21 protein-coding genes and 2 pseudogenes are annotated in these 26,330 nt (G+C 58.9%); 11 read left to right on the forward strand and 12 right to left on the reverse strand.

Going from position 1 to position 26,330, the window contains the following annotated elements; translation table 11 throughout:
- Positions 1 to 35 precede the first annotated feature (35 nt).
- Entirely contained in the window at positions 36 to 944 is a 909-nt protein-coding gene (locus AC1DMK_RS24965) for a LysR family transcriptional regulator (RefSeq protein WP_477862888.1), read from the reverse strand.
- Between the two features lie 110 nt (positions 945 to 1,054).
- On the opposite strand from AC1DMK_RS24965, the gene hglS reads away from it, so the two are divergent.
- The 7 genes from hglS to AC1DMK_RS25000 all read left to right on the forward strand — a co-directional run bounded on the left by hglS (position 1,055) and on the right by AC1DMK_RS25000 (position 8,761).
- Entirely contained in the window at positions 1,055 to 2,455 is a 1,401-nt protein-coding gene (gene hglS / locus AC1DMK_RS24970) for a 2-oxoadipate dioxygenase/decarboxylase HglS (RefSeq protein WP_477862890.1), read from the forward strand.
- A 90-nt stretch (positions 2,456 to 2,545) separates the two neighbouring features.
- Positions 2,546 to 4,078, forward strand: coding sequence for an L-piperidine-6-carboxylate dehydrogenase (gene amaB / locus AC1DMK_RS24975; RefSeq protein ID WP_477862892.1), 1,533 nt, complete (start codon positions 2,546 to 2,548; stop codon positions 4,076 to 4,078).
- An 8-nt stretch (positions 4,079 to 4,086) separates the two neighbouring features.
- Positions 4,087 to 5,319 carry a pyridoxal phosphate-dependent aminotransferase gene (locus tag AC1DMK_RS24980; protein WP_477862894.1) on the forward strand — a complete coding sequence of 411 codons (1,233 nt, stop codon included), beginning with the start codon at positions 4,087 to 4,089 and terminating at the stop codon, positions 5,317 to 5,319.
- Positions 5,320 to 5,536: 217 nt separating this feature from the next.
- Complete coding sequence (locus tag AC1DMK_RS24985) at positions 5,537 to 5,845, forward strand: MliC family protein (RefSeq protein WP_477862896.1); 309 nt, start codon at positions 5,537 to 5,539, stop codon at positions 5,843 to 5,845.
- A gap of 194 nt (positions 5,846 to 6,039) precedes the next feature.
- Complete coding sequence (locus tag AC1DMK_RS24990; RefSeq protein WP_477862932.1) at positions 6,040 to 7,158, forward strand: calcium:cation antiporter; 1,119 nt, start codon at positions 6,040 to 6,042, stop codon at positions 7,156 to 7,158.
- 105 nt (positions 7,159 to 7,263) lie between these two features.
- A complete protein-coding gene (locus AC1DMK_RS24995; RefSeq protein ID WP_477862898.1) occupies positions 7,264 to 8,025 on the forward strand; it encodes a bestrophin-like domain in 762 nt (253 codons plus the stop codon).
- A gap of 118 nt (positions 8,026 to 8,143) precedes the next feature.
- Positions 8,144 to 8,761, forward strand: coding sequence for a helix-turn-helix domain-containing protein (locus AC1DMK_RS25000; RefSeq protein ID WP_477862900.1), 618 nt, complete (start codon positions 8,144 to 8,146; stop codon positions 8,759 to 8,761).
- Positions 8,762 to 8,977: 216 nt separating this feature from the next.
- On the opposite strand, the gene AC1DMK_RS25005 is transcribed toward AC1DMK_RS25000, so the two are convergent.
- Together AC1DMK_RS25005 and AC1DMK_RS25010 are read right to left on the reverse strand one after the other, a co-directional pair.
- The gene (locus AC1DMK_RS25005) at positions 8,978 to 9,703 is read right to left on the reverse strand and encodes a methyltransferase family protein (protein WP_477862902.1); all 726 of its coding nucleotides are present in this window, start codon (positions 9,701 to 9,703) and stop codon (positions 8,978 to 8,980) included.
- A gap of 45 nt (positions 9,704 to 9,748) precedes the next feature.
- A complete protein-coding gene (locus AC1DMK_RS25010) occupies positions 9,749 to 9,892 on the reverse strand; it encodes a hypothetical protein (RefSeq protein ID WP_477862903.1) in 144 nt (47 codons plus the stop codon).
- A 322-nt stretch (positions 9,893 to 10,214) separates the two neighbouring features.
- Here AC1DMK_RS25010 and AC1DMK_RS25015 point away from each other — a divergent pair, with 322 nt between their 5' ends.
- Both AC1DMK_RS25015 and AC1DMK_RS25020 read left to right on the forward strand, forming a co-directional pair.
- Entirely contained in the window at positions 10,215 to 11,015 is an 801-nt protein-coding gene (locus AC1DMK_RS25015; protein ID WP_477862905.1) for a membrane-anchored protein, read from the forward strand.
- Positions 11,016 to 11,570: 555 nt separating this feature from the next.
- Positions 11,571 to 11,831, forward strand: a pseudogene (locus tag AC1DMK_RS25020) (IS3 family transposase); the annotation flags it as partial.
- Positions 11,832 to 11,963: 132 nt separating this feature from the next.
- On the opposite strand, the gene cax reads toward AC1DMK_RS25020, so the two are convergent.
- The 4 genes from cax to AC1DMK_RS25040 form a co-directional block, all read right to left on the reverse strand.
- Positions 11,964 to 13,058, reverse strand: coding sequence for a calcium/proton exchanger (gene cax / locus AC1DMK_RS25025; protein ID WP_477862907.1), 1,095 nt, complete (start codon positions 13,056 to 13,058; stop codon positions 11,964 to 11,966).
- A gap of 37 nt (positions 13,059 to 13,095) precedes the next feature.
- Entirely contained in the window at positions 13,096 to 13,488 is a 393-nt protein-coding gene (locus AC1DMK_RS25030) for a potassium channel family protein (protein WP_477862909.1), read from the reverse strand.
- A gap of 369 nt (positions 13,489 to 13,857) precedes the next feature.
- The gene (locus tag AC1DMK_RS25035; RefSeq protein ID WP_477862911.1) at positions 13,858 to 15,084 is read right to left on the reverse strand and encodes an HlyD family secretion protein; all 1,227 of its coding nucleotides are present in this window, start codon (positions 15,082 to 15,084) and stop codon (positions 13,858 to 13,860) included.
- Entirely contained in the window at positions 15,085 to 15,531 is a 447-nt protein-coding gene (locus tag AC1DMK_RS25040) for a hypothetical protein (RefSeq protein WP_477862913.1), read from the reverse strand.
- 393 nt (positions 15,532 to 15,924) lie between these two features.
- Here AC1DMK_RS25040 and AC1DMK_RS25045 point away from each other — a divergent pair.
- Positions 15,925 to 16,301: pseudogene (locus AC1DMK_RS25045) on the forward strand (hypothetical protein); the annotation flags it as partial.
- 18 nt (positions 16,302 to 16,319) lie between these two features.
- On the opposite strand, the gene AC1DMK_RS25050 reads toward AC1DMK_RS25045, so the two are convergent.
- From AC1DMK_RS25050 to AC1DMK_RS25070, 5 genes are all read right to left on the reverse strand, one after another.
- Positions 16,320 to 17,462: an AI-2E family transporter gene (locus AC1DMK_RS25050; RefSeq protein ID WP_477862914.1), complete on the reverse strand. Its 1,143-nt coding sequence runs from the start codon at positions 17,460 to 17,462 to the stop codon at positions 16,320 to 16,322.
- Between the two features lies 1 nt (position 17,463).
- Positions 17,464 to 19,173 carry a SulP family inorganic anion transporter gene (locus AC1DMK_RS25055; protein WP_477862916.1) on the reverse strand — a complete coding sequence of 570 codons (1,710 nt, stop codon included), beginning with the start codon at positions 19,171 to 19,173 and terminating at the stop codon, positions 17,464 to 17,466.
- Between the two features lie 220 nt (positions 19,174 to 19,393).
- Positions 19,394 to 19,765, reverse strand: a complete 372-nt coding sequence (locus AC1DMK_RS25060) for a CYTH domain-containing protein (protein ID WP_477862918.1) — start codon at positions 19,763 to 19,765, stop codon at positions 19,394 to 19,396.
- A 449-nt stretch (positions 19,766 to 20,214) separates the two neighbouring features.
- Positions 20,215 to 21,150, reverse strand: a complete 936-nt coding sequence (locus AC1DMK_RS25065; RefSeq protein WP_477862920.1) for a DUF2950 family protein — start codon at positions 21,148 to 21,150, stop codon at positions 20,215 to 20,217.
- 39 nt (positions 21,151 to 21,189) lie between these two features.
- Positions 21,190 to 22,578 carry a DUF3300 domain-containing protein gene (locus AC1DMK_RS25070; RefSeq protein WP_477862934.1) on the reverse strand — a complete coding sequence of 463 codons (1,389 nt, stop codon included), beginning with the start codon at positions 22,576 to 22,578 and terminating at the stop codon, positions 21,190 to 21,192.
- 1,271 nt (positions 22,579 to 23,849) lie between these two features.
- On the opposite strand from AC1DMK_RS25070, the gene AC1DMK_RS25075 reads away from it, so the two are divergent.
- Positions 23,850 to 26,315 (forward strand): phosphoketolase family protein, encoded by a 2,466-nt coding sequence (locus tag AC1DMK_RS25075; RefSeq protein WP_477862922.1) that lies wholly within the window; start codon positions 23,850 to 23,852, stop codon positions 26,313 to 26,315.
- Positions 26,316 to 26,330 lie beyond the last annotated feature (15 nt).

Here is a 26,330-nt window from a genome sequence, read left to right on the forward strand (position 1 = left end):
TGACCTGCCGCGAGGCCCAAGCGGCGCGTTGCCGATCAGGCAGATTTGTCGCGGGAGACCTGTGACAAGAGCCACGCCGTGAAGGAGAGACCGAGCGCATGCTCCCGCTTGCCGTCCGGCGTCACCACGTAGTAGCTGTTTTCCGTCGGCATCGGCCGATCGAAGACAATTTGCAGCGTGCCTGAACTCAGCTCGTCTTCGATCAGATAGAGCGGAAGAAGCGCAAAGCCCATGGCGGCGACAGAGGCTTCGATGATCATGGAGAACTGGTCGAAGCGGTTCCCCCGATAAGACGGAGCGCTGTCCATGCCTGAGCTTTCGAACCATTTCGGCCAAAGGCGCGGCCTGGTGGCAAGGTGCAGGAGCGGCCTGCCAGCGAGTTCAGCCGGCTCGAAAACGGGCATCGCCTGCAGCAATCGCGGGCTGGCTACGGGGACAACGACCTCTCCACAGAGAAACGTACAAATGGCGCGCGCCCAGATCGGTTGGCCATAGTGGATGGCAAGATCAAAGCTTTCCAGCTCGAAATCGAATGGCTCCGACCGTGACGAAATATCGAGCAGTGCGCCCGGATTGGCCGACAGGAAATCTGGCAKCCGCGGTGTCAGCCATCGGCTCCCGAACGTCGGCAGTGTCGCCACCGACAAAGTGGCGGTCGCGTCGGCACCGGCAGCCGCCCGGATCATCATCTCCTCCGTCTGGTGCAGCAAGCGCCTCGCCTCCGGCAGCAAGCGTTTGCCGGCGTCCGACAGGATCGCCCGCTGTCGTACGCGCTCGAACAGAAGAACGCCCAGCTGGCCCTCGAGCTCCTTGATCTGGCGGCTGATGGCGCTTTGCGTCAGATTGAGTTCAAGGGCGGCGCGCGTGAAGCTGCCGTGGCGTGCGGCGGCTTCAAACGACTGCAACGTCGTCAGGTCAGGCATCAGCCGTCGGGATATGATCATTCCGAAACCGCATCATGTCAGCTCTAATTGTCGCTATTTCTCTACTCCAGGCGCGATATGATCGCAATCCAGAATGAACTCCCGGAACAACCTTGAAATCGAGAGAAGATATGTCGACCAGCAGTTTTGTCTCTTCCTGCTCCATCCGCTCTGCGTTTTCGGCTGCGATGTCCGCCATGTACCGCGCCGAGGTCCCGGCATATGGGACCTTGATGGATATCGTCGCTACAGTAAACGCCGAAACCTTGGCAGCCGATCCCGCACTGCATGCAAGGCTTGAGGAAACGGGTTCGCTGGAGCGCGTCTCGCAGGAGCGCCACGGCGCAATCCGGCTCGGCACGGCAGACGAGCTCAAGACGATGCGACGCGTCTTCGCTGTCATGGGAATGTTCCCTGTCGGTTACTATGACCTCAGCGAGGCTGGCGTGCCGGTTCATTCCACCGCGTTCCGGCCGGTTGGCGATGCGGCATTGAAGCGAAATCCGTTTCGGGTTTTCACGTCGCTTCTGCGCCTCGACCTGATCGCCGACGGCGCGCTTCGTGTGGAGGCTCAGGCGATCCTGCAGAACCGCGCAATTTTCACGCCTGCTGCCGTCGAGCTGACAGGCAAGGCCGAGCGGCAGGGCGGCCTGGAGGCGGAAGACGCACAGCGTTTCGTCGCGGAGGTACTGGAAACATTCCGCTGGCACGATCGTGCCAATGTCGATCTCGCGATGTACGACCGCCTGCATGACGCCCACCGGCTGATTGCCGATGTCGTCTCGTTCAAGGGACCGCACATCAACCACCTGACGCCACGCGCGCTCGATATAGACAGGGTGCAGCAACTGATGCCCGAATACGGCATTGCACCGAAGGCAGTCGTCGAAGGTCCCCCGAACCGGGCGTGCCCGATCCTGCTTCGGCAGACATCATTCAAGGCGCTCGAGGAGGCCGTGTCCTTCAGGGATGCCGACGGGCATTGGCAGGAGGGCACCCATACGGCGCGTTTCGGCGAGATCGAAAGCCGCGGTGTCGCGCTGACGCCGAAGGGCCGGGCGCTCTACGACGTACTGCTTTCGGGTTCACGCAAGCGCGTCCGCCCCGCCGCCGACGGATCCAATGCCGCCGCATACGAAAAGGCGCTCGCCGATGCTTTTACCCCCTTCCCCGACAGCTGGGCCGGCATCCGCAACGAAGGCCTCGGCTTTTTCCGCTACTCACTGACGGAGAAAGGCTTGATGGCAACGGCGTCGGCAGATGCCAGCATCGACCGTCTGGTCGAGGATGGCCTCGTCCGCTTCGATCCCATCGTTTACGAAGATTTCCTTCCCGTCAGTGCGGCCGGCATCTTCCAGTCCAATCTCGGCGGCGAGACCGCGCAGGAGTTCACCGCAAGTCCGAACCAGCAACGCTTCGAGCGCGACCTCGGCGCAGCGGTTCTCAACGAATTCGATCACTACGCCGGCATCGAGCAGGCATCGATCGCCGATTGCCGTGCTCGTTTCGTGCGCGCAGAGGCGGCCGAATAAACAGAAATGACGGTGATCCGCGTGGCGGTCCTTTGCGAGATTCGCTTGCGGGATCGCTGACGTTTCAACAGAACAGGAAAGGGTCGTGACATGACCATAGCGACAAGAACGATCAACATTGTGCAGGAAGCCGCGGCGCTCCTTGAAAAAATGGGTGTCGAAAAGGCGCTCTACACCGGCGGCGACATGGCTTCCTATAGCCCGGTGACCGGCGAACAGCTTGGCCGCCTGCCGAGCGACAGTCAACAGGCCGCCGTGGCCAAGATCGAGAAGGCGGATCTCGCCTTCCAGAGCTGGCGACTTGTGCCTGCGCCAAAGCGCGGCGAGCTCGTCCGGCTGCTCGGCGAGGAACTGCGCGCCTTCAAGGTCGAGCTTGGCCGTCTGGTGTCGATCGAAGCCGGCAAGATCCCGTCCGAAGGTCTTGGCGAAGTCCAGGAAATGATCGACATCTGCGACTTTGCAGTCGGTCTCTCGCGCCAGCTCTACGGCCTGACCATCGCAACCGAGCGCCCCGGACACCGGATGATGGAAACTTGGCATCCTCTCGGCGTTGTCGGGGTCATCTCCGCCTTCAACTTCCCGGTCGCCGTCTGGGCATGGAATGCAGCACTCGCACTTGTCTGCGGTAATGCCGTCGTCTGGAAACCGTCCGAGAAGACACCGCTGACGGCGTTGGCCTGCCAGGCCATCCTCGATCGCGCGATCGCGCGCTTTGGTGATGCACCAGAGGGCCTCAGCCAGGTGTTGGTCGGCGATCGCGTCGTCGGCGAGGCGCTTGTCGATCACCCGAAGGTTCCCGTCGTTTCCGCCACGGGGTCGACACGCATGGGAAGAGACGTCGGACCACGCCTTGCGCGCCGTTTTGCGCGCGCCATCCTGGAACTTGGCGGCAACAATGCCGGCATCGTCTGCCCCTCGGCCGATCTCGACATGGCGCTTCGCGCCATCGCCTTCGGCGCCATGGGAACCGCCGGCCAGCGCTGCACGACGCTTCGCCGCCTCTTCGTGCACGAGAGCGTCTACGATCAACTCGTACCGCGGCTGAAAAAAGCCTATGCCAACGTATCGGTCGGCAATCCGCTGGACAGCACAGCGCTGGTCGGTCCGCTGATCGACAAGTCCGCCTTTGACAACATGCAGACAGCGCTCGGTGAGGCTCGTGCCCATGGCGGCGTGGTCGTCGGCGGCGAGCGCGTCGATCTGACCCACGACAAAGCCTTTTACGCCAAGCCTGCCCTTGTCGAGATGCCGGCACAGGTGGGCCCAGTGTTCGAAGAGACCTTCGCGCCGATCCTCTATGTCATGAAATACAGCGATTTCGATCAGGTCCTGAACGATCACAATGCCGTCGGCGCCGGCCTGTCGTCATCGATCTTCACGCTCGACCTGCGCGAAGCCGAACGCTTCCTCGCCGCTGACGGCTCCGATTGCGGTATCGCCAACGTCAACATCGGCACCTCAGGCGCCGAAATAGGCGGCGCCTTTGGCGGCGAGAAGGAAACCGGCGGGGGCCGCGAATCCGGCTCGGATTCCTGGAAAGCCTATATGCGCCGCTCCACCAACACCATCAACTACTCCAGGGCGCTGCCGCTTGCTCAGGGCGTGTCCTTCGAGATCGAATAGGATCGGCCATGACCATCAGCACACGGGTCGAGGAGGCAGGGTTCAGGCCTGCCTCCAGAATCTTCACGATCGGCGTCTCCGAAATCCTGCAGATCGGCGCGCGCGCTGCGGCCATGAAGCGGGCCGGCAAGCCCGTGATCATTCTCGGCGCCGGCGAGCCCGATTTCGAAACGCCGGAGCACGTCAAGCAGGCCGCCTGGGAGGCGATGCAGCGTGGCGATACGAGGTACACAGCGCTGGACGGCACACCGGCGCTGAAAGAGGCAATCCGCGCCAAGTTCGCGCGGGAGAACGAGCTTTCCTACGGCATTGACGAGATCACCGTCGCCACCGGCGCCAAGCAAATTCTCTTCAACGCCATGATGGCGACCGTCGACCCGGAGGACGAGGTGATCATCCCGACGCCTTACTGGACCTCATATTCCGACATCGTCGAGATCTGTGGCGGAAAACCAGTACTGGTTGCCGGCGATGCCGCAAACGGGTTTCGTCTAAGGGCAGAACAGCTCGAGGCGGCAATCACGCCCAGGACGCGCTGGCTGATGCTGAATTCACCGTCGAACCCATCGGGGGCTGCCTACAGCGCTCAGGATTACAGGCCGATCCTGGACGTGCTGCTCAGACACCCGCATGTATGGCTGATGGTCGACGACATGTACGAACACATCGTCTATGACGGCTTCCGGTTCGTGACCCCGGTGCAGATGGAGCCGCGGCTTCGCGAACGGACACTCACCGTCAACGGCGTGTCCAAGGCCTACGCCATGACGGGTTGGCGGATCGGATATGCCGGCGGTCCAAAGGCGCTCATCAAGGCAATGTCAGTGGTGCAAAGCCAATCCACGTCCTGCCCCTCCTCCATCAGCCAGGCTGCAGCGGTCGCCGCACTCAACGGCCCCCAGGATTTCCTGGCGGAACGCGCGCAGAGCTTCCGGCGCCGGCGCGATCTCGTCGTTTGCGGGCTGAACGCTATCGACGGTCTGGATTGCCGCGCTCCCGAGGGCGCCTTCTACACTTTCTCCGGATGCGGCGGCATTCTCGGTCGCATGACACCGGACGGACGCAGGATTGCGACGGACAGCGACTTCTGTGCCTACCTCCTCGACGAGGCGCATGTCGCCGTCGTGCCGGGCTCGGCATTCGGCCTCTCACCGTTTTTCCGGATTTCCTACGCTTCCGCCGAGACCGACCTCCTGGAGGCACTTCGTCGCATTCGCGAGGCGTGCGACAAACTCGTCTGACATGATCGTGACGCGAGGCACGATACCCGTCTCGCGTCGACACATGCTGACGGATGGCTGCCCCGCGCCGGACCATGCGCAGATACCAGACGGCAGCCCGAAGTAAGTAGGCAAACCCACGATATTTCACGTAGCCGGAACGATCGGCCAAGTGTATCAATAACCTCGAATAATCTGTCTGGCTGTGGGCCCGGGGCGATTCCAGGAGACGATGGAGATGAGCCGCATGACAACGGTTTGCGCAGCATCGATTCTGGTTGCTCTGGCGCCGATGACGGCGGTTGCAACAGACGTCAAGTATCGCTGTGCCGACGGTTCCGCCATCATGGCGCATTTCAGCCCGCCCGACGATCCTTCGGGCACGGCACAGCTGACCTTTGCAGGATCTGGCGATAGCGTTGCGCTTCCTCTGGCCGTATCGGCTGATGGCAGCAGATACGCCAATGCCGATACCGAGTTCTGGATAAAAGGCAGGAATGCGACGCTGACCCGAAGCGGCGCCGCAACCAGCTGCAAAACCGAATAGGACAATGCGCGGATCACCAATCCATCCACCCGGTATCCCTTCCGTTCCTGGCGACGTGGAATTGAGCGCAAGCGAAGTCGCGCATTCATCGGCGCGACACGGCCACGCCAAAGCGCAGTCGGTGCCGGGCAATTTTACCCGCCCCTTTCGCCGAGTGACTGTGAATGATCGGTAAGGTGACGGTGGGCAAAGGCATGCTACGACACGCAGGCGCTGGAGGATTGGCGCGTCAGGAATGGTTTCTTGCCGTCAGCTTGCTGACGAGTATCGTGTTCCTCGGCTACGGCGCGGACCTTTTCAGGCTGCTCGAAAATCCCTTCTGGCTGACAGTCATCTTCCTGTGGCTATTCTCCGTGGTGCTCGGTTCGGCACTATCGGTGGTTCGCCACGCCGACCACCTCGCGGTGCGGCTGGGCGAACCTTACGGTACGCTTATCCTGACCTTGGCGATCACCTCGATCGAGGTCATGGCCATTTCCGCCGTCATGTCTCATGGCGAAAACAACCCCACCCTTGTTCGCGACACCCTGTTTGCCGTGGTCATGATCATCCTCAACGGGATGGTTGGCCTGTCACTGCTCGTAGGCGCCTGGAGACGGCACGAGCAGCGACACAACCTGCAGGGCGCCAACGCCTATCTCGGGGTCATCGTGCCCTTGGCGGTACTCAGCATGATCATGCCGAACTTCACCCACGGGCCAACCGGACCCGCCTATTCCACCATCCAGCAGACGGTCCTGGCGTTCATCTCCGTCGGGCTCTACAGCGTGTTCCTCGTCCTACAGACAGGCCGGCACCGCGGCTTCTTCATTGATGATGGCGAGGAAGGCGCTTCGCCCGCCCATACCGCCATACACGCAGGCCCCCTGTGGCTGTCCGTCGTGCTGCTTTTCGCCTACATGGCGCTGGTTGTGTTCCTGGTTGAACAGCTGGCACCGCCGATCGACTATTTCATCGAGACGCTGCACGCACCCGCAGCGCTCGGCGGTGTCGTGATGGCAGTGCTCGTTGCCACGCCCGAAGCTATCAGCGCCGTACGCGCTTCGGTCGCAAATCATCTCCAGCGTTCTGTAAACATCTTCCTGGGCTCCGTGCTCTCGACCATCGGATTGACCGTTCCCGCGATGCTGATGATCAGCCATCTCAGCGGCAATCCGATCGTGCTTGGATTGGACCACAGCAATCCCGTGATGCTGATATTGACGCTTGCGCTCAGCGTGATCACGTTCGCCAGCGGTCGCACGCACCTCATGCAGGGCGCCGTTCACCTTGTCTTGTTCGTTGCATATTTTCTGCTCATTTTCGAAACCTGAGGACTGGGCCCAGATGCTTCGTTTTGCCTTAAGCCGTGGCGACCGCCGATGCATATCCCGAACGCGATTAAGGTCGATCCCGACGGGAATGGATGGGGGGTCTAGATGATGGCGTTGGCAACCGGCGGCATCATCGCGCTGCTTCTATCAGCGGCCACCATGCTCGGCGCATGGATTAGCAAGCGTCTGCCACACCATCATCTTTCGATCGAATCGAAGGACGCGATCAAGCTTGCAACGGCGGTCGTGGGTACGCTGTCAGCGCTTGCGCTTGGCTTCCTGGTTGCGTCCGCCAAGACGACATTCGACGACGCCGAAACGGAACTCAAGACGTCGGCTGCCCGCCTCGTCCTGCTCGATCGGGTACTGGCGCAGTACGGCCCCGAAATGGACGAGGCCCGCGAGCGGCTTGCCGACCTCGTCAAGGTGCGCATCAATGATACCTTCGGCAGCAAGGGCGGCGACAGCCCGAAAAGCGCTTTGCAGGATGATGTGGGGATAGAGCCTGTCCAGAAGCTGTTGAGGGCGATGATGCCCCAGGACGAAGTCCACAGGCTTCTGAGGACCCGGGCGCTGGAGGTGAGCAGCGCAATTGCCGAAGGCCATTGGCTGGTGCTCGAAAGCGGAAATGAGGGCCTTCCCACTGCCTTTCTGGTCGTTCTGACCTTCTGGCTGACGGTGATCTTCCTGACGTTCGGGCTCCTGTCGCCCCACAATCCCACGGTCATCTCCATCATCATCATCTGCGCGGTGTCGGTCGGCGGCGCGGTTTTCATCGTGAACGACATGGCCCATCCCTATGCCGGGCTGATCCACGTCTCAGATGATCCGCTGCGGGTCGCATTGTCCAAGATGGGCCACCAATAGCGGCGTTTTGAAGGAGCCGCCAGCGTATAGATCAACCGGCGGGTTTGCTCGCACCTCGATGCCGCGTCGAACTCTAGACGACCGATTCCATGAATGCGGCAGTTTCGGAACCAGCGACGTGTTGGCGGATTCCTCGTTTGAGATTATTCAAACGGGGAATTTCATCATGGCACCAAGGCGGCGCGTAATCGAGCTGACGATGAGCGAGCAAGAGATTGAAACGTTGGCGGCGCTTTCGCCGTCTCGAAGCGAGCCTGCGAGCCGGGTATCGCGGGCCGCTATGCTGCTGGCCTACCGTGACAACCCGTCGTTCTTTGCCGTGGGACGAAGACTTGGCGTACATCATCAGACCGTCCGGCGCTGCCTTGAGCGGGCCGAGAGCTATGGCCCGCTTTCGGCACTCGACGACCGGCCGCGGCCGGGCAAGGAGCCGGTGATCACGCCGGAGGCCGAAGCCTGGTTGGTGTCTTTGGCATGCGACAAGTCCAGCGAGCATGGCTATCCGCACGAACTGTGGACGACACAGCTGCTGGCCCGCCATGCGCGCGAGCACCGACCGGAGGCCGGACATCCCTGTCTGGGCCGTCTGGTTCAGGGCACGGTGAGCAAGCTTCTTCGCCAGGAGGAAATCAAACCCCACAAGATGCGCTACTATCTGGAACGTCGCGACAGCGAGTTCGAGCAGAAGATGGCGGAAGTCTTGTGTGTCTATCGGCAGGTGCAGATCTTGAAATAGGCCGCAGCCAAATCGGCCAAGCGGGTCGCGATCGTCTCTTACGACGAGAAGCCTGGAATCCAGGCAATCGCGACGACGGCGCCGAATTTTCCCCGTGCCAGGCGTCGATACGACCTTTGCGCGCGATTTTGAATATCAACGTCATGGCACGCTCAGCCTGTTGGCCGGAATGGGCGGGAGTTCTAGATGATGGCGTTGGCAACCGGCGGCATCGCCTCATGGAATATAGAAAACCGCTCGGAGATATCCCTCGTTGTGCAGGAACTCCAGCAGCTCACACAAGGGGATCAGTGCTACTAAGAAGAGAGCGTCACGGAACGCGGTAGACAAAGCCGAAGTGCGGAAGGTGACTTCTGCGTCGAGCTTCATCAATAGCGGATTCGGCACGAAGAATGGAGTTCGTGCCGCATAATCGTCATAGGCAGAGCCGAATTTTGATCTCAGATATTCGCTTTCGCGCCGCGCTGCGTAGGCGAACAGAAAAAAGTAAATTGGCACGAAAATGGCTATGATCAATACGGAACCGATCATCAAACCCACGCCCAGGATCGCCAGCATCGACGACACGTAAAGCGGATTCCTCGTTATCGAATACGGACCGGCGATGATCAGGTGTCGATTCTTGCGTTGGCCGATATATAGGGTTGACCAAAGGCGGCCCAAGACACCCGCGATGACGAAAACCACGCCGATGTTCTCAAATAGTTCGTGCAACGCTGTTCCTGCATACAGCGGACGAGTAAGGAACACGAGTACCATAAAGGTCGTCGTTGCGAGCCAAAGCGCGCCGATGCGGATCTTCTGAGAGAATGGTTTTTTAGTGCTCGCTGCCTCCATGAGAAACGTCCCTCCACCATCCGCTCGACAGTCGCACTGGTCGCCCTTTACCTTGAGTGGATCACCGATCGACCAACTAAAGGATCGCGATTCGACAAAGCCCATTCGACTTCGAAGGGCAATCCGCAATTCGGCCCCCCAGCACTCTCGTCACGTCAAGATCTGAAATAAGAAAACGAGAAGATAGGCAACGGCAAAAAGCGCGGAGACGGCCAGCACGACGTTGCCGATGAAAGGGCAACCGTCCCATCCCTTCAGCTCTTTGCGGCTCGCTTTCGCGTCATCTTCATTCATTGCCGCGTCCCACGCTTGGCGAAAGCCGCACGTCTTTCAGTTGTTGTCTAGGCAATGAATACGTCAAGGCCAGAATAGGTTTGGGCGTGCACACTCGAGCATTGCAACTATGCCACACATGCGAAAAAGCTAAAGTGAMAATTGGGGGTAGGCTGACGATTCCCTTGCCACTTGTATAGTATTCGTATCAACTCCGCAGTTGCGAGCTCACACAGAATTGATTAAGCTGGTTCTGACATCGGAAATGTGGCGTAGCGTACGGCAATAGTAATACCGGAAGTCTAGTAGAGCAACTGCAACGAAGCTCACCGAAGGCGACCTTATGGTAAACTCATTTGCAGATTTTAGAACTTGTGTGTACAGGTGGCTAAAATATAAAATCTCCCGTCCAATGCCTCCTCCTATGCATTTTGACTTCAATGGTCCCGTCGTTGTCGTCGGTTCGGCGCCAGTGTCACACCGACCGGCGGGGTTCAATGATCAATTTTCTCTCATCACGATAAACGGTTCGCAATCAGTCACGTCGAACTGGGGATGCAACTCGCCTGACATCACGCTGATGATGTTTAATCAAATTGAAGGCACCACGCAAAACGCGCAGGAAGTAAGAAGGGTTTTGTCCGGACAACGCACCAAGGCGCTGTACGTACTCCTTTGGAGGAAGGACGACCTCTCGCGATTGGAGCGAGGGTTGAGGTCTTTTAGCTATGAGTATGAGCACCTCTATATCGTGGACCGCTACGAACGAATGGCGCTGCTCGAAAAGGTGGTAGGGTTGTGCTCATTGGAAGTCGACGCAGAGGCGAAGTGTTCGAATGGAGTGAATGCGGTTCTTTTCGCCCTTTTTCACGGCGCCCCAGCGGTGATCATCACCGGCATCAATCCGAATTCATCTGGACATGCCTATAACAGCGCAGGATTGACCAGGCTGCACGTTCAGATGGACAGAATTATTTTAGAGCGATTGCTCGCGGCGGGTAATCCGATCTTCACATCAGACCCGATCGTTTCCTTCGAAACCGGGATTCCCCTGTGGCAGGAAAGCCTTTGCTCGCCGCCGGGATCGCGGACTGCTTCACACGATGGCGACAAATACGACGGCAACATACAGCGCAGCGCATAATAGCAAGAGTGTGCGAGGTCTAATCAACCGTGTTCCCCCAACATTCGCCGGAAAAGCGATCCGACGGGCGCTTATTTTATTATCAGCGAGATCAGCGATTTTGTTATCAGCGAGATCAGCGATTTTGGCAACGATTCAGCGGACAGTAAAAAGGCCCGCTGAAGCGAGCCTTTTGTCGTCGAGTAGATGTTCTTGAACAGGTCCCGGCAGGGACGATGGTTGCCCATCGCCCCCGGCCAGATCCGTACGCGCGGCACTTCCGCATACGGCTCCTATCGGATGTTTTGACGGTGAACCGAGAATCTGGATGCGGATGCAACAGCCGACATGGCGGTAGGTATTTGCGAAGCGGCCTTTGCAAACGATCCCAAGACATGCGGTTTCGCTGGCTTCGGCGCATCAAAGAAGAAATAGAGGCGAAAAGTTCGCGCGACTGCTCATCACCATATTCGAGCAGCAGTCACCCAGCTCGACGCGATCACCCGCGCCGCTCACCAATGGGGTCCAACACCATCTTCATCGTTTCCGCAACGTGGGGCGTTCGTCGCGCTCACATCGTTCCTGAAGCACCACAATCTGATTAACTCGATGAGCCGGCACGGGAAATGCCACGACAATGCCGTGGCTGAAAGCTTCTTCAACCTGTTGAAGCGAGAACGGATACGCCGAAAGATCTACCGCTCAAGGGACGAAGCCAGGCAGGATGTGTTCGACTACATCGAGATGTTCTACAACCCGAAGCGCAAACATGTCTGAAACGGCATGCTGTCTCCCGTCGAGTTCGAAAAGCAGCAGAAAACGCAAGCCGAGGGCGTCTACGAAACTCGGGGCTATTCACAATGTGATTGTCGCAAGACCTTTCGGCGCTCCAGCCAGTATAGTTGTATGTATGCCTCTCATCTGGAATTCTCCTCTTAAGGCTGGCGCAAGGGGGCCAGCAGCCACGGCCTACGCGCTGTTTGGAGGCAACAAATAAAGCGTCATTGCGAGGATGAGGTAGACTATCAGCATCAGCACTCCTACGAACCAGGTCGAACGGCCACTATTCGTAACGATCGTCGCAGTCATCGTGGCTATTAAAATCATGATGACTGCCCCTGGCCAAAACTGGAGATTCATCGGGGTCGGGCCGATCACATAACTGAGAAGCACCAGAGCCGGAGCGACGAACAGGGCGATCTGGGCGGCGCTACCGAGGGCAATCCCCACACTTAGATCCAGTCTGTTCTTGCGGGCCGCCGAAAAGACCGAGGCCATTTCGGCCGCGCCGCCCACCAGGGCCACGACGACGAAACCGACAAACGCCGGCGTCATTCCAAACGTCTCGGCAGCCGCCTGAACGGACTCGACGAATATTTCGCTGACCAGTCCGACAAGAACGGTCACTCCGGCCAGCGCAACGAGTGCCACTCTAAGGGGCCAAGGAGCGTGCTCCTCCGTGGTCACCTCGGTCGCGCCGAAGAGTTCCCGGTGGGTCCTCAGCGAAAAGAGGAGGCCCAGCCCATAAGCTAGGATCAGGAGCACCGACAGGCCGACACTCAGTTGTTGCAGGAATTCGGGCGCGGCTTCCGAATCGGCCGAACCAACGGCCGAAGGGATGATCAAGGCGACTGTCGCCAGAAACAGTAGGCTTGTCTGCAGACGGGCATTGCCTCGGTTGTAGTCCTGGACGTGGTGTTTCAACCCGCCAAGCAGGAACGACGCGCCCAACAGGAATAGTGTGTTGGCGACGATAGCTCCGGCCACCGACGCCTTCACCAGGGTGAATTGGCCGAGGCGCAGCGCGGTTAGTGCGATGATCAGTTCTGTGAGATTGCCAAGCGTCGCGTTGAGGAGACCTCCAACTGCATCGCCCGTTTTGGCCGCCACTGACTCCGTGGCGCTGCTGAGCAAAGTGGCCAAAGGGACCACCGCTAGAAGCGCAAGCACGAAAAGGAGTGTATGCGCCTCGGGGCTGATTTTCTGTGCTGCAATTACGACCGGCACCATGACGAGGAGCCACAGGAGCCGGTTCTGTCGGATTTCGCTCCATACATAACTCATAGAAGACCTCCCGCGGAAAGCACGAATGAAGTCGAATTCAGGAGTTAGGGCCGATCCCGGCCCCGCGTAGCGCCTGTACGCTCACGGCCGCGACAAGCCCGGTGAAAACGATGCCGGAAAAGCCGATGACGACTGTCAGAACACGCGATGAAAAGAAGTGCGGCGTGAAATCCCCGTAGCCAATCGTGAGGCCGGTAACGAAGGTGAAATAGAGGGCGTCGGTCAGTGACCAGCCTTCTATTCGTCCGGCGAGAACCCCGCACGCAATCATGACCATCAAGACCCCGGACAGGATTGGCCACACCACCTGCAACAAGCGGAACATCGCCCTGAAAAATGCCAGTCTGGTCTCTTTTTGTCCCATCACACGCTCCCTTGGATGATCGGAAAGCTTCGTTTCTGAACGCTTGGGACCTTCCTCGTCGTTCACGCACTTCCACACGCGAGCTCTGCTCCGGAATGATCCTTTGCGTAAAAGCCTAGGGCTGCGGCTCGTAGCTTTGCGCCCTTCGGCATATGGTTTGGCACGTGGGTAAGCGACGAAGGCGATTGCGCGCCCGTTTCATGCACTTGTTGAAGGCCTTGAGATCGGGCGGGTCCCTCCAAGGATATGCAAGATCGCAGTGTTTCCAGACCTCGACGAAATCATCGGTCGTCTCGGCGCCATGTGCGGATATGGCGGCAGCCGCGACGAACATAATATACCTTAGCATACGCCTTGATCCATCCTGCACGAGGCATGGGATGTCCTTCTCTGCGCCTGCACGGGCAACACCCTATATCCACCGCGGCAGCGGCTTCAATGACCCGTCAGAACGAGCGTCTGAACTGGCAGGAGCAGCGCCTGTATTCGCAGGATCATCGCATGCACAAGTCCGACGGTGTCGACCATATGCAGGGCAAACCACTTGACCGTGCCAATGTTCGGGTCGGCGAGCGCGTCGTGATTGTTCGTGTAGGCGTTGGCAATGCAACTGCTGCCCGGCGGGATGCCATCGAGCCCTCCGGGAAAGAGGGGTTGTAGAAAGACGGTCAGGGTTCCCGGCTGCGCCGTCTGCTGAACATCGACGAGTTGATCCGTCACGCGCAGTTGTCCGGCGGCGATAACCTGCTGGACTTCAGTCACGACCATCGGAATGATCGTAAACGGCTTTCCGATGCAGGTGGCCTCTGCGATCATCCCCTTTTTCATCACCTGCGCTTCGATCTGCCCGAAGCCGGCGATTAGCGTGCCTTGTCCAGCGCCTTCCGGCACGAGAATGCCAGCGGGCCGCAGCATCGCGTTGACGACGTCGCCGCGACGCAGCGTGAACTGCTGCACGGTGCCCGTGACGCCTGCCCGGACAATGGTCTTGTCGAGTTCGACCTGCGCCTGCGCCAATGCGGCTTCTGCGCTTGCTCTTTGAGCCGGCAAGAGTGTGGAAATCTGTGTCTCCAGGGTCTTCTTTTCCGCAACTGTTGAGTCAAGCGCTCCCTTGCGGCTATCAATAGTTGTTGCAAGGCGCTCGACCTCACGCCGGGCAACAGCATCTTTAGTCAGGAGTTGCGCCTTCATCTCGTATTCTTCGACGGCCGTCTGATAGGCACCCTGAGCCTCCTTGATCTGGCCATCGACGCCAGCAAGCTCGGTCTGAGTGACCTTCATCTCGGCCTCGACTTCGGCAATGCGCCGACGCGCCGTCTCCAGCGCTGCCTCCTGCTCGGAGCTATCGAGCCTGAACAGTGGCGCTCCGGCTTCAACCTTCTGGTTCAGCCCAATGAACACCTCTTCGACGCGGCCGCTCGCTTCAGGCAAGATCGAGACGGTCCGAAATATCGCGGTGACGTTCTTGGTCGAAGGGTGAAAGTAGAAGATCATCGTGATGAGCGAAACAGTGAGGAGCAAGCAGGCGGAAATGCCCCACCTGAGCTCGTACCACACTGTGTAAAGCGTAATGTCCCGACCAATCCGCTTTCCTTGAACGTAGCGTCGAAAAAGATAGTCGGGGAGGATCGTCAGCATGGAGCAAAGCATGAGCTCGAACATTCAGATATCCTCACCATGTGCGTCGGTCTTGGACTGGGGCTGTATTGGCTGCATTTCCCCAGTATTCTCCGTAATGAGAGCAGGATCACCTGTCGTCCCAGCCTCGCGGCCAGAGAGCTTAGCGAGGGACTGGGCAATGGAATAGAGCGGGGTGGAGAAGTCGGGAATTTGAATGAAGGCCAGCAGCAGCCCGGCAATCCAGAAGATATGGTTGTGGGTGAACAGCGAGATCAGCGCCAGGAGAGCCACGATCTCCATCTGCACCTTACTCGTACGGTGAGCCCTGCGTTCGGGAAGCGCATGCAGTTGGAAATAGAAATTTCCAACTGCGAGCACCGCCGCCAGCAGAAAGACAACGACAACGACGAAAAGGTAGTCTGTCTGTCCGGGCGGCGTGATGAAAATCGGCAAATGCTCGATTGCCGCTGGATGAACTGATTGCTCCATTGCTACCACCCAAATCTGTTGAAGGTCGTATGTCTTGCTTGCTGGGCAGGCCCGTCAGGCGCCTCTTCGATTTCTTTTGATTGGACGCTACATCGCTCGTCCCGCTTCGGATCCATCGGGGTCTCCCACCTAGCGAGCTCTGCTTTGACATCTCCGTAGTCCACGCAGATCTTACGGGACGTTTCATCCCGAGCTGCCAGGCCTTCGATCGCCTGTGTACGGAATGGAAACCGCCGCGTAGAAGCGTCAAAGCCTTCGTCCATATTTCACTTCCAGATGTTCGCACGCAAGACGTACGTGGAGGATGTTAGACTGTGCAGTATGCTACGGTATCATACCGGCTCGTGGTTAGCAGGTTGTGCAGACGATCATAACACATCCAGAGCGGCGACGAGCCGCGACTGGGTAATCGAGAAGATGACGATCACCGTAACCTATGACGCCGATATCGAGAAGGCCCGCAAGATCATCAAGAAGATTGGTCTGGAGCTGTTCGAGGACCCGGAATTCAAGGCGACCACCGTCGAGCCGCTGAAGATGCAGGGTATCGACATCTGGGGTACTGCGGATGATCCATTAGGCATTCAACGAAAATGGCATCAAGAAAGCGCTCGACAGTACAGGTTTCTGGCGGAAAGGACGACGGCGTCGCTACCGCCCAGCATGCGCCCACAACGCACAACGCCGGCGATGGAGAGTTCCGCGTAACAGGTCGCTTGTCGGATAAAACGCAGGCCGCGTGTGATCTGACTGGATGCCCAAGCGAGTAAGCGACGACATATCGTGCCTCAGATGTCAGCGGTTGGAGCCTGTGGTTCAGTACTGCTGGCATTTCCGGACGATGGCGGCGAAACGCGCATCCAGGCCACGAGAAGGTCGTAGAACACGCTGAGGACGATGGGTCCGAGAAACAGGCCTATCAGGCCGTAGGAGAGCGTGCCGCCGAGGACGCCGAGCAGAATGACCAGCATCGGCGTCGAGAGACCGCGCGCGACCAGAATGGGCTTCATTACATTGTCGATCAGTCCGATCGGCACCAGAAGCGCCGTCAGAATGAGTGCCGACACAGGGTCGTTCGCCACCCACGCCCAGATTATGACGGGAAACAGGACGAGCGCCGGACCTATCTGGACGATGCACAAAATCAGCACGACAAACGTCAGGACACCGGCGGCCGGGATGCCAAAAATGGAAAGGACAAGGCCGGCAAGCAGTGTCTGCAGCAAGGCGACGCCGATGACGCCACGCGCGACGTTGCGGATCGTCGCGCCCGCGAGAGCCACAAACCCTACCCCCCGCTCTCCCGCCACCCGGTGCGCAAATGTTCTGACGCCGATTGCCAGGCGTGGCGCCGGTCCGAACAAGAACCCGGCGATGATCACTGACGCAACGAAGCTCACCAGCCCCAGACCGACTCTGGCGACCTTGCCGAGAACAAACCCGCCTGTTTCCAAGAGGGCCGGCTCGAACCGACGGAACAACTCCGTAAGGTTACTGGATGCCAGGCTCCATGCCGCATAGACACGCTCCCCGATCAACGGCCAGTCGCGTACGCTTTCGCCGGGCAAAGGCAGGTGAAGCGATCCGTCCTGGGCCTTCAACAACAACAATTGTACCGCATCAACGAAATTGAGCGCAATCGCCGCGAGGGGACCGATGATGACACCAAGACACAAGATCGTCACCAAGATTGCAGCAAGAGTGCTTCTGCCACCGAGGAAGCTGCGAAGCGCCTGATAGACAGGGTTCAAGGCAACGACCAGGATGGCTGCCCAGATGACGATAACGAGGAAGGGCGCGACAAGGGTGAACGACCAATAGGCAAACAAGCCGATAACGCCAAACCGCACGAGATCGGTGATCCGGGGCTCGATGGCCGAGTGACTGTCCACCTTGTGTTCCGTCGAGGCGGGAGACGAACTGTCGTCCATGTCATCCTCCGGGCGGCGGCGAAATCATTTCGACGCGTGGTGTTGTTTGAGCCTGGGCCTTGTCCTGGTAATGGCGGATGCTGGCGCCCGTCGTGGTAAACATGCGGTCCCGGCCGAGCCGTTCAGCAAATCCCGACGCCCGGACATATGCGAGCACATCGGAATTGAGGGCCGCGAGCCAAAGACCGACCCCTTGCTCGGCGAGACGTTGGTCGCACTCCATCATCATCTGAAGCGCCGAATATTCGATATCGAAGACCCCGCTGAGATCAAGCAGGAGAACAGTGGGTTTCGCCTCGGCGACCAAGCCGCCGATCCGGTCTGCAACCTGCTGGGCGTTGGCAAAGAATAGCCTGCCCTCCGGCCGCAGGATCAGCAGTCCCTCGAAGGTCTCGTCGTCCGGATGCTCTGGTGACATCGGGCGCATGACATCCTCGCCTCGCTTCCTGCCCATCACGCGGATCTGGGGATGTGCCGCCTGGCTGGACAGACCGACAAGAGACAGGATGATGGCAACGATGATCCCCTGAAGCGTGCCAAAGACAAGCACGCCGAAAAAGGCTGCAAGCGACCATAGAAACTCCATCCGTCGAACCTTGAGGATAGAGCGGAATTCGGCAGGTTGGATCAGACCGACGGAATAGACGATCACGATGGCCGCGAGCATTGCTTGCGGCAAAAGCGCGAGCAGCGGGGCCAGAACGAGCATCGTTGCCGCAGAGACGGATGCGGTGACAAGCGAGGCTTTCTGTGTCCGTCCTCCGACTGCCCGAACAACGGCAGTCTGCGACGTGCCTCCGCCCGCAGGCATCGCACCGAAAAGTGCTCCGGAAACGTTGGCCGCGCCAATGGCTATAAGTTCGCGATTGGCCCTGATCGGAGGCTCGGCTGGAGCCGCGAAGGCGCGCCCTGCGGCAATAGTTTCGGTAAAGCTCATCAGCGCGATACCGATCGCCGCCGGCAGCATTTGGATGGCCATATCCACGTCCGGCAACGTCAACGACGGCAGCGCCTGCGGGATGTGGCCCACAGTCGAGACGCCAGCCGCACCGAGTTCAAAGAGCCATGAGACGACAATACCGCCGCCCACTATCGCGAGCGGTGCCGGCGAATGGGGCCAGATCCGCTCCATGATGAGCAACAGCAACAGTGCGGCGGCCCCGATCACCGCCGTCACAACAGACGCTTCGGGAAGATGATGAACAAGGCTCAGCACATCCCGGAAGAACCCTTCCTTCGCGATGTGGAGGCCGAACAGCTTCGGCACTTGGTCGAGCACGATCACCAGCCCGATGCCTGCCTTGAAGCCGGTCAGTACCGGTGAAGAAATGAAGTTTGCAACGAACCCCAGCCGCAGGACGGAGGCCGTGAGCAGCAGCAGACCCGTGAGGGCTGTAAGTGTTGCCGTCGCGGTGATCAGCCGTCCGGCGTCTCCATCCGGGGCGACCAGTGCGAGTTCGGTGGCAGTCAGGATTGCGAGGGTGGTCGTCGAACTGACGCTCAGCACGCGCGACGTTCCCAAGAATGCATAGACGATCATCGGTACGAAGGCGGTGTAGAGACCGACACTCACTGGCAGGCCGGCGACTGTTGCGTAGGCCATCGCTTTCGGCAGGACGACTGCGGCCGCCGTGAGACCTGCGACAAGATCCAAGCGGGGGCTTGTGTCCTGCGGCCGGATCGGTTGGTCAGCGCCCTGCGACTGAACCATCGTTTCACTTTTCCCTATTCGCTTACGGGTTCCGCCTAAACAGCGCTCGCTGCTAGCGACTTCAATCCTAACAAGAACCGTACGGTCGCTGACGAGCATTCGATGCGAGTGGCGTACATCTCATCGCGGCTGCCATATTGCTCGTCGCCAAAGATCGATTGGAGTACTGTTTGTCACCAGTGACCTCCCTGCTGATCCAAGGTGGGATCGAAGGCTTGCTTTACTCGCTGTTCATTTCGATCTCGGCGATCGTCAGACCATGGTGCCTGCCACCGAATACATCAACCTCCCATATCGATCCACGATATGGGACGGTGTAGCGCGTCTTTTCGATGACCCCACCTGTTGCATGGGAGAGGAGCTCGACCGCTTCCTCGTAGGGTATGTCGTACTCGTATTCTTCGCGGCTCAGGCTTCGCTTGCCGAACTTTAAGGCCAGGCGCGCCGACACGCCGTCAATCGTGCGGACGCGAAATGTGTTCTTGCTGCCGCGGGTGAGGTAGCCCTGACGAAAGACATGAGCCGACGTCGCGCTCGTACGCCAGTCGTCATTGCGCACCAGGAACTTCCGTTCGATCTCAATCGTCTTCATGGCGCCCATCCCGATTGATTATGCAGTGTTGGTCGAGTTGCTCGCTCGACAGGCGGTGCCAACCGGAAAACTGACGACCATTGCTGTCAGCGTGTAGCGTTGTGGCTTCCCCGCAGCTTCGAACAGCTCTTAGACTTCCTTGTCCTTGCCCTGCAATGTGTTCTGCCAACCCGGCAGACTACTGTTGAAAGCTCTGGCCATTGTCGTGACCATCGCCTTGAACTTCGTCCTCCGCCGCTTTTGTCACGACGCGTCTTATGATCGCATACACGAAGTCGCCTATGTGCTTTGCGAAAGAAATCTTCGACAAACTCGGAATGCCTCTTCGCTTCGCGGGCCCTGATCTCGTCATCGTGCCGATCTCAGCGAGCTTCAGTCTCTGTCGGTATCATACGGTAGCATACGCCTCAGGCTCCCCTGAACGCATCGTCTGGGCAAGACAGCATGAGCTAGTCGCGCACGATCGTCCAGCTGTCGTTGGGGTTGAACTCTTTGATCGCCCCAGCACGCTGCTCCGTCTGCGGTCCCAGATCCCGCTCATAGACGATACCCGCGTTGTTGACGATGAATGTCTGCACTCCCGTCATCCGATACGCTACCGGCCAGGCGATCAGCGCAAAGCCACCCGTCATGTTGCCGTTGATGATGTAGCTTTGTTTTCCGCCGATCACATTCGAACCCTGACCCGTCAGGATTCGATAGCGATAGCCGTAATATCCCTCGCCGCGTTTAGCCTTGTCGAACGCCGCCGCCTGTAACAGATCCCCGACCGGGCTATCCTCGTCAAAGAGACCGGGCTGCCAGTACAAACCATCGCGCCGGTCAGCGCTACTGATCAGCTTCTGTGCAAATTCGTAGAGGCCGTCTTCGTCCTGGTCGATCCGGGCGTATTCGTACTGGGCGCTGACGTAGTCATGCATCGTTTGGATCGTCGCAAGCTCGTTTTGGCCCACCCGGCGGTTGACGATCTCCTGAAGGCCAACCTCGGTGTCGAATGCCCATTTGCCCTCCTTGTCCCTGGCCAGTGGGAATGGCAATGGCCAAAGCACGTCTCCCACGGCGATGATCATACGACCACCAAGATCCTGAACGCGCAACTGCCGGGCAGCGCCCTTCCGGATCAGATCGTAGCTTTCCATGGCCTCCTTGCTGGACCGCAGCTTGGCAGCGTCCAGGCCAAGGAGACCTGCCAAACCGTCCACATCGTTGGCGCTTAGCACGGCCCTGAGCCGGTCAAGGGCCGCCGACGGGTCATCGAACGATGGTGGGGTTCCAGCCTCGAATTGCGAGAGGTCCGTTTGCATCTGGGCCACGGACGGGATTGCGATCGCCACGGAAAGTGCCGTTTCGAGCAGCAGCGGGATCAGTCTTAACAGTAGTCTCATGACATCTCTCCGGTAACCTGAGAAGCCTAACCTGTCCGCCTATCGCCGGCCGCCGCCGCCCCGACCCCCGCCGCCCCCGCGACCGCCGCCCCCGCGACCGCCACCGTGTGGCATCGGGCGCGAGCGCTGCGCAGATGCACGGGGACCGCCACGCTGCCCGCCTCCCATGCTCTGCCCTCCGCGCTGGGAGGCAACTGCCTCGCGGCGACCGGACTGGACGTTTCCGAGGGCGCTTGGCTGGCGTGGACGGTTGTCGGGTCGCGCAGCCATCTTCGGTGCGCTTGACTTCCTGTTTTTAGCTGTCGCCTTTGAAGGTCGGTTCGTCGCGTTACTTGGGCGATTTCCCGAATTGCCGGGGCGGACATCCGGACGTGATGCTGCGGGCCGGTTCGCGGCTGCGTTTGCCATTTTCGAATTCGGTTTGGCCTTCAAGCCCTCTACCGTTCCCTTGCGGATGTCTGCGGCGCGGGTCCCGATGTTTTCCCTGCTCCCTGGTCCGACACTGCCCTGACGGTCGCTGACCTTGTTCTTGAGCTGGTTGCGGTTGTCAGACTGCAGGCTGGACTTGATGGCCGTACGATCGAGATTGGCAAGCTGATCCTTGCCGATGCTAATCTTGCTCCGGTCTACCTTGGTCCAGTCGACGTCGTTCCATTTCACCTTGCCATTGAAGTTCCGGTCGTTGAAGCAATTGTTGCAGTCGATGTCGAGATCGCCGTCCCAGTCACCGCCCCACACGCCCCAGTCGTCCCAGTTGACGATTGCCGCCCACGCAACGCCGGTGACCGCCGCGGCGAAGAACCCGGCTCCTGGATAATAGTAGTTGTCGTAGTAGTCAGGATAGTAGGAGATCGGCTCGACGGCATAGCCCGGCTCGTAGAGCATTTCGGGCGGATACTGGGGGATGTAGACCTTCTGTGGGTCGGTTGGTCGGATGACGACGTTCTCGTTTTCCACCACCACGGTAAGCTTGTCGTCGGTCTTAACAATGTCCTTTGCCACAGCTTCGTCGCGCAACTGCTGGATGGCGATCAGCACGTCCTTCTGCTGGTTCGTCAGGGCGTCGGCGAGCGACTGTGTCCAGTCGAGGTCATCGCTCATCATCTTGACGACATCAGGATAGTTCAGGAGCGAGATGACGCTTCCATCCCAGTCATCCTTCGGCTTGAGATCAGCATCCTTTTTCCTGGCCTCCAAGAAGCGCGCCGCCTCCACCATCTGCAGTGGGAAAAGCGAGGCTGCAGAGATCGCCGCCACAAGGTCATCCGGATAAAGCGCTATTCGCGCGACGAGGATTTCGAGCTCCTTTTCGCCGAGGAGATCGCCTTCCTCGGCCGGCGTCGCGGCTGCCGGCTTGGCCGTCGGCATGGGCACCTGAGCAAATGCTGGCAGATCTGGCTGTACCGATATGATTGCCAGCACCGACAACCCGACGAGAACCCTGAAAGATCTTTGCACGGCATTGGCCTCCTTCGGTGCTTAAACTGATATCGATGGGCCTCGTTTGAAGTGGCTCGACTGGCAACGTTCGAATGCAGACCATCCAGTGTCCACGAGGACCGCTGCAAATCCGACAAGAACATCATAACATGAAGTATACGCCGATCCGCAACGTTGGAGGCGTATGATACGTGAACATACGCCAGCGCCCGAGCTCCAGATGAACGCTATTGACTGTGAGAAGACCGAGCACATCCGGTGACGGCCCCTCCCACACCGCCGGGATCCGTGTTTCCGTCTGTCGGATGACGCGCGAATTTTTTTAACCATGCATGCAAGCGGTCACCGCGTCTTCACGCAATGATCGATCCTTGTCGAACCTTTCGATTGGACCGCAAAGACAACGATCATGATGAGGGCAGAGAGCGGTGGCGCGTATTCGGCGAAAGCTGGCTCAACACATGGATTCCGCGATGGTCAGCGTTCCCATATCCTCAAGAAGCGGCCAACAGACGAATCCTGTCGCCGAGCGCGGCCCCGATAGAAGCCGTAGGCGGACTTGGCGGCCTTGAGCGATGTCGACCAGGAAGGTTTGGTTATCGATGCTCGTACGACGAAGTCGGTCAAGTAGGTCTCGCCGCCGCAAGACAGCTCGACGCCGTCGCACGTCCAACGGTCGACATCCCGATCTAGGTCGAAGGCAGGCGAAGTCGCGGGCGTCCTGGCTCCAAGAGCGGAGACCCCGCACACTTGATCGTGCCAAGCGGATAGAAAAAGCGTGGAGACGCTCGTCTCGGGTCGACATCGCCCGGCGGCGTCTAATGAACAAAAACCACGGGCGTCAATGCCACTGGTATCGAACGCTCGAAAGTCTGCGCTTATTCACCTGAACCGTCGTATTCCTCGTCCAGGCGCCATACGGTTGTTCATAGCCTCCTGTGACCCTTTAAAGGTGGACACTCGACCACGCTGCCGTTTCTTCGCTATTGGCTTGTCTCTTCGGTTACATCTTAAGTGCCTTTTGTGCTAATACTGGATAATTCGATACTCGTACCTTGGCACCCAGTCGTTCTTCACTGAACGGCAACGCGCTGAATTGCAGGCATAGACGATGGTTCACCGCCGCTGAATGTGGGCGCGCGGTCGCATCTCAAGTTACGAAGCGACACGCGCTTAGGTCGCAAACAGCCAGAAAATTCGACGATTCTCACCTTGGAAGATCTTACCGTAGCAATCTGGGCTAAGAGCAGGAGGCACCCATGGTTTCGCTTAAAACGGCAGGAAATACAAAGGTCGCCATAAACGAGAACATGGCAACGACCGGCCCGCTTTCGGCAGAAGAGTTGCGATCGATGGACGCCTATTGGCGCGCATCGAACTATCTGTCGGTGGGCCAGATCTACCTTCTCGACAATCCGCTGCTGAAGGAGCCCCTGAGACGGGAGCACATAAAGCCACGGCTCCTTGGTCACTGGGGGACGTCGCCCGGTTTGAACATGCTTTACGTCCACCTCAATCGTGTCATCAAGCGCGATGATCTTAACGTGATCTACGTGATTGGACCGGGACATGGCGGACCGTCGTTGGTCGCACACGCCTACCTCGAAGGCACCTATAGCGAAGTCTATCCCAATATTGGCCAGGACACGGCGGGCATGAAGCGGCTGTTCAAGCAGTTCAGCTTCCCCGGCGGCATCCCGAGCCACGTTGCTCCGGAAACACCCGGCAGTATCCACGAGGGCGGGGAACTGGGCTACGCCCTCAGCCACGCCTACGGGGCGGCGTTCGACAACCCAGATCTGATTGTCGCCTGTGTCGTCGGTGACGGAGAAGCCGAAACGGGACCACTTGCGACAGGCTGGCAAGGCAATAAGTTCTTAAATCCTGCGCGCGACGGCTGCGTGCTGCCTATCCTGCATCTAAATGGCTACAAGATCGCCAACCCCTGCTTCCTTGCCCGCATTCCCCGCGATGAGCTGAGGAAATTTTTCGAAGGGATGGGCTACACGCCGTATTTCGTCGAGGGTGACGACCCCGCGAGCGTTCACCAGCAACTGGCCGGCGTCCTCGATATAGCAATGGCGGATATCCGGGAAATCTGGACGGATGCCCGCGACAAAGGCAACCTGAAACGTCCTATGTGGCCGATGATCGTCTTCCGCACACCCAAGGGCTGGACTTGCCCGCCTGTGATAGACGGCAAGAAGTCCGAGGGCTATTGGCGGTCCCATCAGGTGCCGATGGGCGACATGGACAAGCCGGAGCACATCCGTATTCTCGAAGGATGGATGAAGGGCTACCGCCCCGAGGAACTGTTTGACGACGGTGGCCGGCTCAAGCCAGAGCTGGCAGCGCTTGCCCCGGCAGGGCATCGCCGAATGAGCGACAACCCGCATGCCAACGGCGGATTGCTGCTGCGCGACCTGAAGATGCCAGACTTCCAGGATTACGCCGTATCCGTGCCGAGTCCTGGGGCAACCATCGCCGAGTCTGCGCGGATGATGGGCACTTTTCTCCGTGACATCATGAAGATGAACATGGAGGGCCAGAACTTCCGCCTTTTTAGCCCTGACGAAAACAACTCGAATCGCTGGCAGGACGTGCTGGAAGTCACCAACCGCTGCTACATGGCCGAGATCTATCCGGAAGACGACCATCTTTCGCCGGACGGAAGAGTGATGGAGGTTCTCAGCGAGCACCAATGCCAGGGCTGGCTGGAAGGCTACCTGATAACCGGTCGGCATGGCTTCTTTTCCTGCTATGAAGCCTTCATCCACATCATCGACTCGATGTTCAATCAGCACGCCAAATGGCTGAAGGTGTGCAACCACATTCCATGGCGGCGACCGATCGCTTCGCTTAACTACTTCCTGAGCTCGCATGTATGGCGGCAGGACCACAATGGCTTTAGCCATCAAGATCCGGGATTCATCGATCATGTGGTCAACAAGAAGGCAGACGTCGTGCGGATATATCTGCCGCCGGACGCCAATACACTTCTCTCGGTTACCGATCATTGCCTGCGCAGCCGCAACTACGTCAATGTCGTTGTGGCGGGTAAGCAGCCTGCCCCGCAGTGGCTCACGATGGATCAGGCAATCAAGCATTGCAGTGAAGGCCTTGGCATATGGGAATGGGCAAGCAACGACAAAGGCACCGAGCCTGACGTCGTCATGGCATGTTGCGGCGACGTTCCAACACTCGAGACGCTCGCTGCAGTTGAACTGATCCGGGAGCACCTCCCGGAACTGAAGGTGCGCGTTATCAACGTGGTGAACCTGATGAAGCTCCAACAGTCGTCCGAGCATCCGCACGGGCTGTCGGATTGCGATTTTGATGCCCTGTTCACCAAGAACAAGCCGATCATCTTCGCCTTCCATGGTTATCCGTGGCTCATCCACCGGCTCACCTATCGCCGCACCAACCACGGCAACCTTCACGTCCGCGGCTACAAGGAAGAGGGAACGACAACGACGCCGTTCGACATGGTGGTGCTGAATGAAATGGATCGATTCCATCTGGTCGAGGACGTCATCGACCGGCTTCCGCAACTTGGCGCGCGCGCTGCTTATTTCAAACAGGCAATCCATGAGAAGCTGATCGAACACAGACAGTACATCGAGAAGTACGGCGACGACATGCCATCAATAGTCGGCTGGAAATGGGGCTTGAAAAGCCAGCCAGGCGCGCGCCAGAAAACCTCAACCGAAGGGGACAACGCTTGAGCTCGCATGGTCCAA

The sequence above is a fragment of the Rhizobium sp. 05L419 genome, from assembly GCF_056397845.1.

Bases quoted from the DNA above. Each gene is read 5' to 3' on its own strand.
- AC1DMK_RS24990 (WP_477862932.1), top strand. From the start codon at position 6,040: ATGCTACGACACGCAGGCGCTGGAGGATTGGCGCGTCAGGAATGGTTT.
- AC1DMK_RS25015 (WP_477862905.1), top strand. From the start codon at position 10,215: ATGGTAAACTCATTTGCAGATTTTAGAACTTGTGTGTACAGGTGGCTA.
- AC1DMK_RS25060 (WP_477862918.1), bottom strand. From the start codon at position 19,765: ATGAAGACGATTGAGATCGAACGGAAGTTCCTGGTGCGCAATGACGAC.
- AC1DMK_RS24980 (WP_477862894.1), top strand. From the start codon at position 4,087: ATGACCATCAGCACACGGGTCGAGGAGGCAGGGTTCAGGCCTGCCTCC.
- AC1DMK_RS24985 (WP_477862896.1), top strand. From the start codon at position 5,537: ATGAGCCGCATGACAACGGTTTGCGCAGCATCGATTCTGGTTGCTCTG.
- AC1DMK_RS25050 (WP_477862914.1), bottom strand. From the start codon at position 17,462: ATGGACGACAGTTCGTCTCCCGCCTCGACGGAACACAAGGTGGACAGT.
- AC1DMK_RS25055 (WP_477862916.1), bottom strand. From the start codon at position 19,173: ATGGTTCAGTCGCAGGGCGCTGACCAACCGATCCGGCCGCAGGACACA.
- AC1DMK_RS25075 (WP_477862922.1), top strand. From the start codon at position 23,850: ATGGTTTCGCTTAAAACGGCAGGAAATACAAAGGTCGCCATAAACGAG.
- amaB (WP_477862892.1), top strand. From the start codon at position 2,546: ATGACCATAGCGACAAGAACGATCAACATTGTGCAGGAAGCCGCGGCG.
- AC1DMK_RS25065 (WP_477862920.1), bottom strand. From the start codon at position 21,150: ATGAGACTACTGTTAAGACTGATCCCGCTGCTGCTCGAAACGGCACTT.
- cax (WP_477862907.1), bottom strand. From the start codon at position 13,058: ATGAGTTATGTATGGAGCGAAATCCGACAGAACCGGCTCCTGTGGCTC.
- AC1DMK_RS25040 (WP_477862913.1), bottom strand. From the start codon at position 15,531: ATGGAGCAATCAGTTCATCCAGCGGCAATCGAGCATTTGCCGATTTTC.
- AC1DMK_RS25005 (WP_477862902.1), bottom strand. From the start codon at position 9,703: ATGGGCTTTGTCGAATCGCGATCCTTTAGTTGGTCGATCGGTGATCCA.
- AC1DMK_RS25035 (WP_477862911.1), bottom strand. From the start codon at position 15,084: ATGTTCGAGCTCATGCTTTGCTCCATGCTGACGATCCTCCCCGACTAT.
- AC1DMK_RS25010 (WP_477862903.1), bottom strand. From the start codon at position 9,892: ATGAATGAAGATGACGCGAAAGCGAGCCGCAAAGAGCTGAAGGGATGG.
- hglS (WP_477862890.1), top strand. From the start codon at position 1,055: ATGTCGACCAGCAGTTTTGTCTCTTCCTGCTCCATCCGCTCTGCGTTT.
- AC1DMK_RS24995 (WP_477862898.1), top strand. From the start codon at position 7,264: ATGATGGCGTTGGCAACCGGCGGCATCATCGCGCTGCTTCTATCAGCG.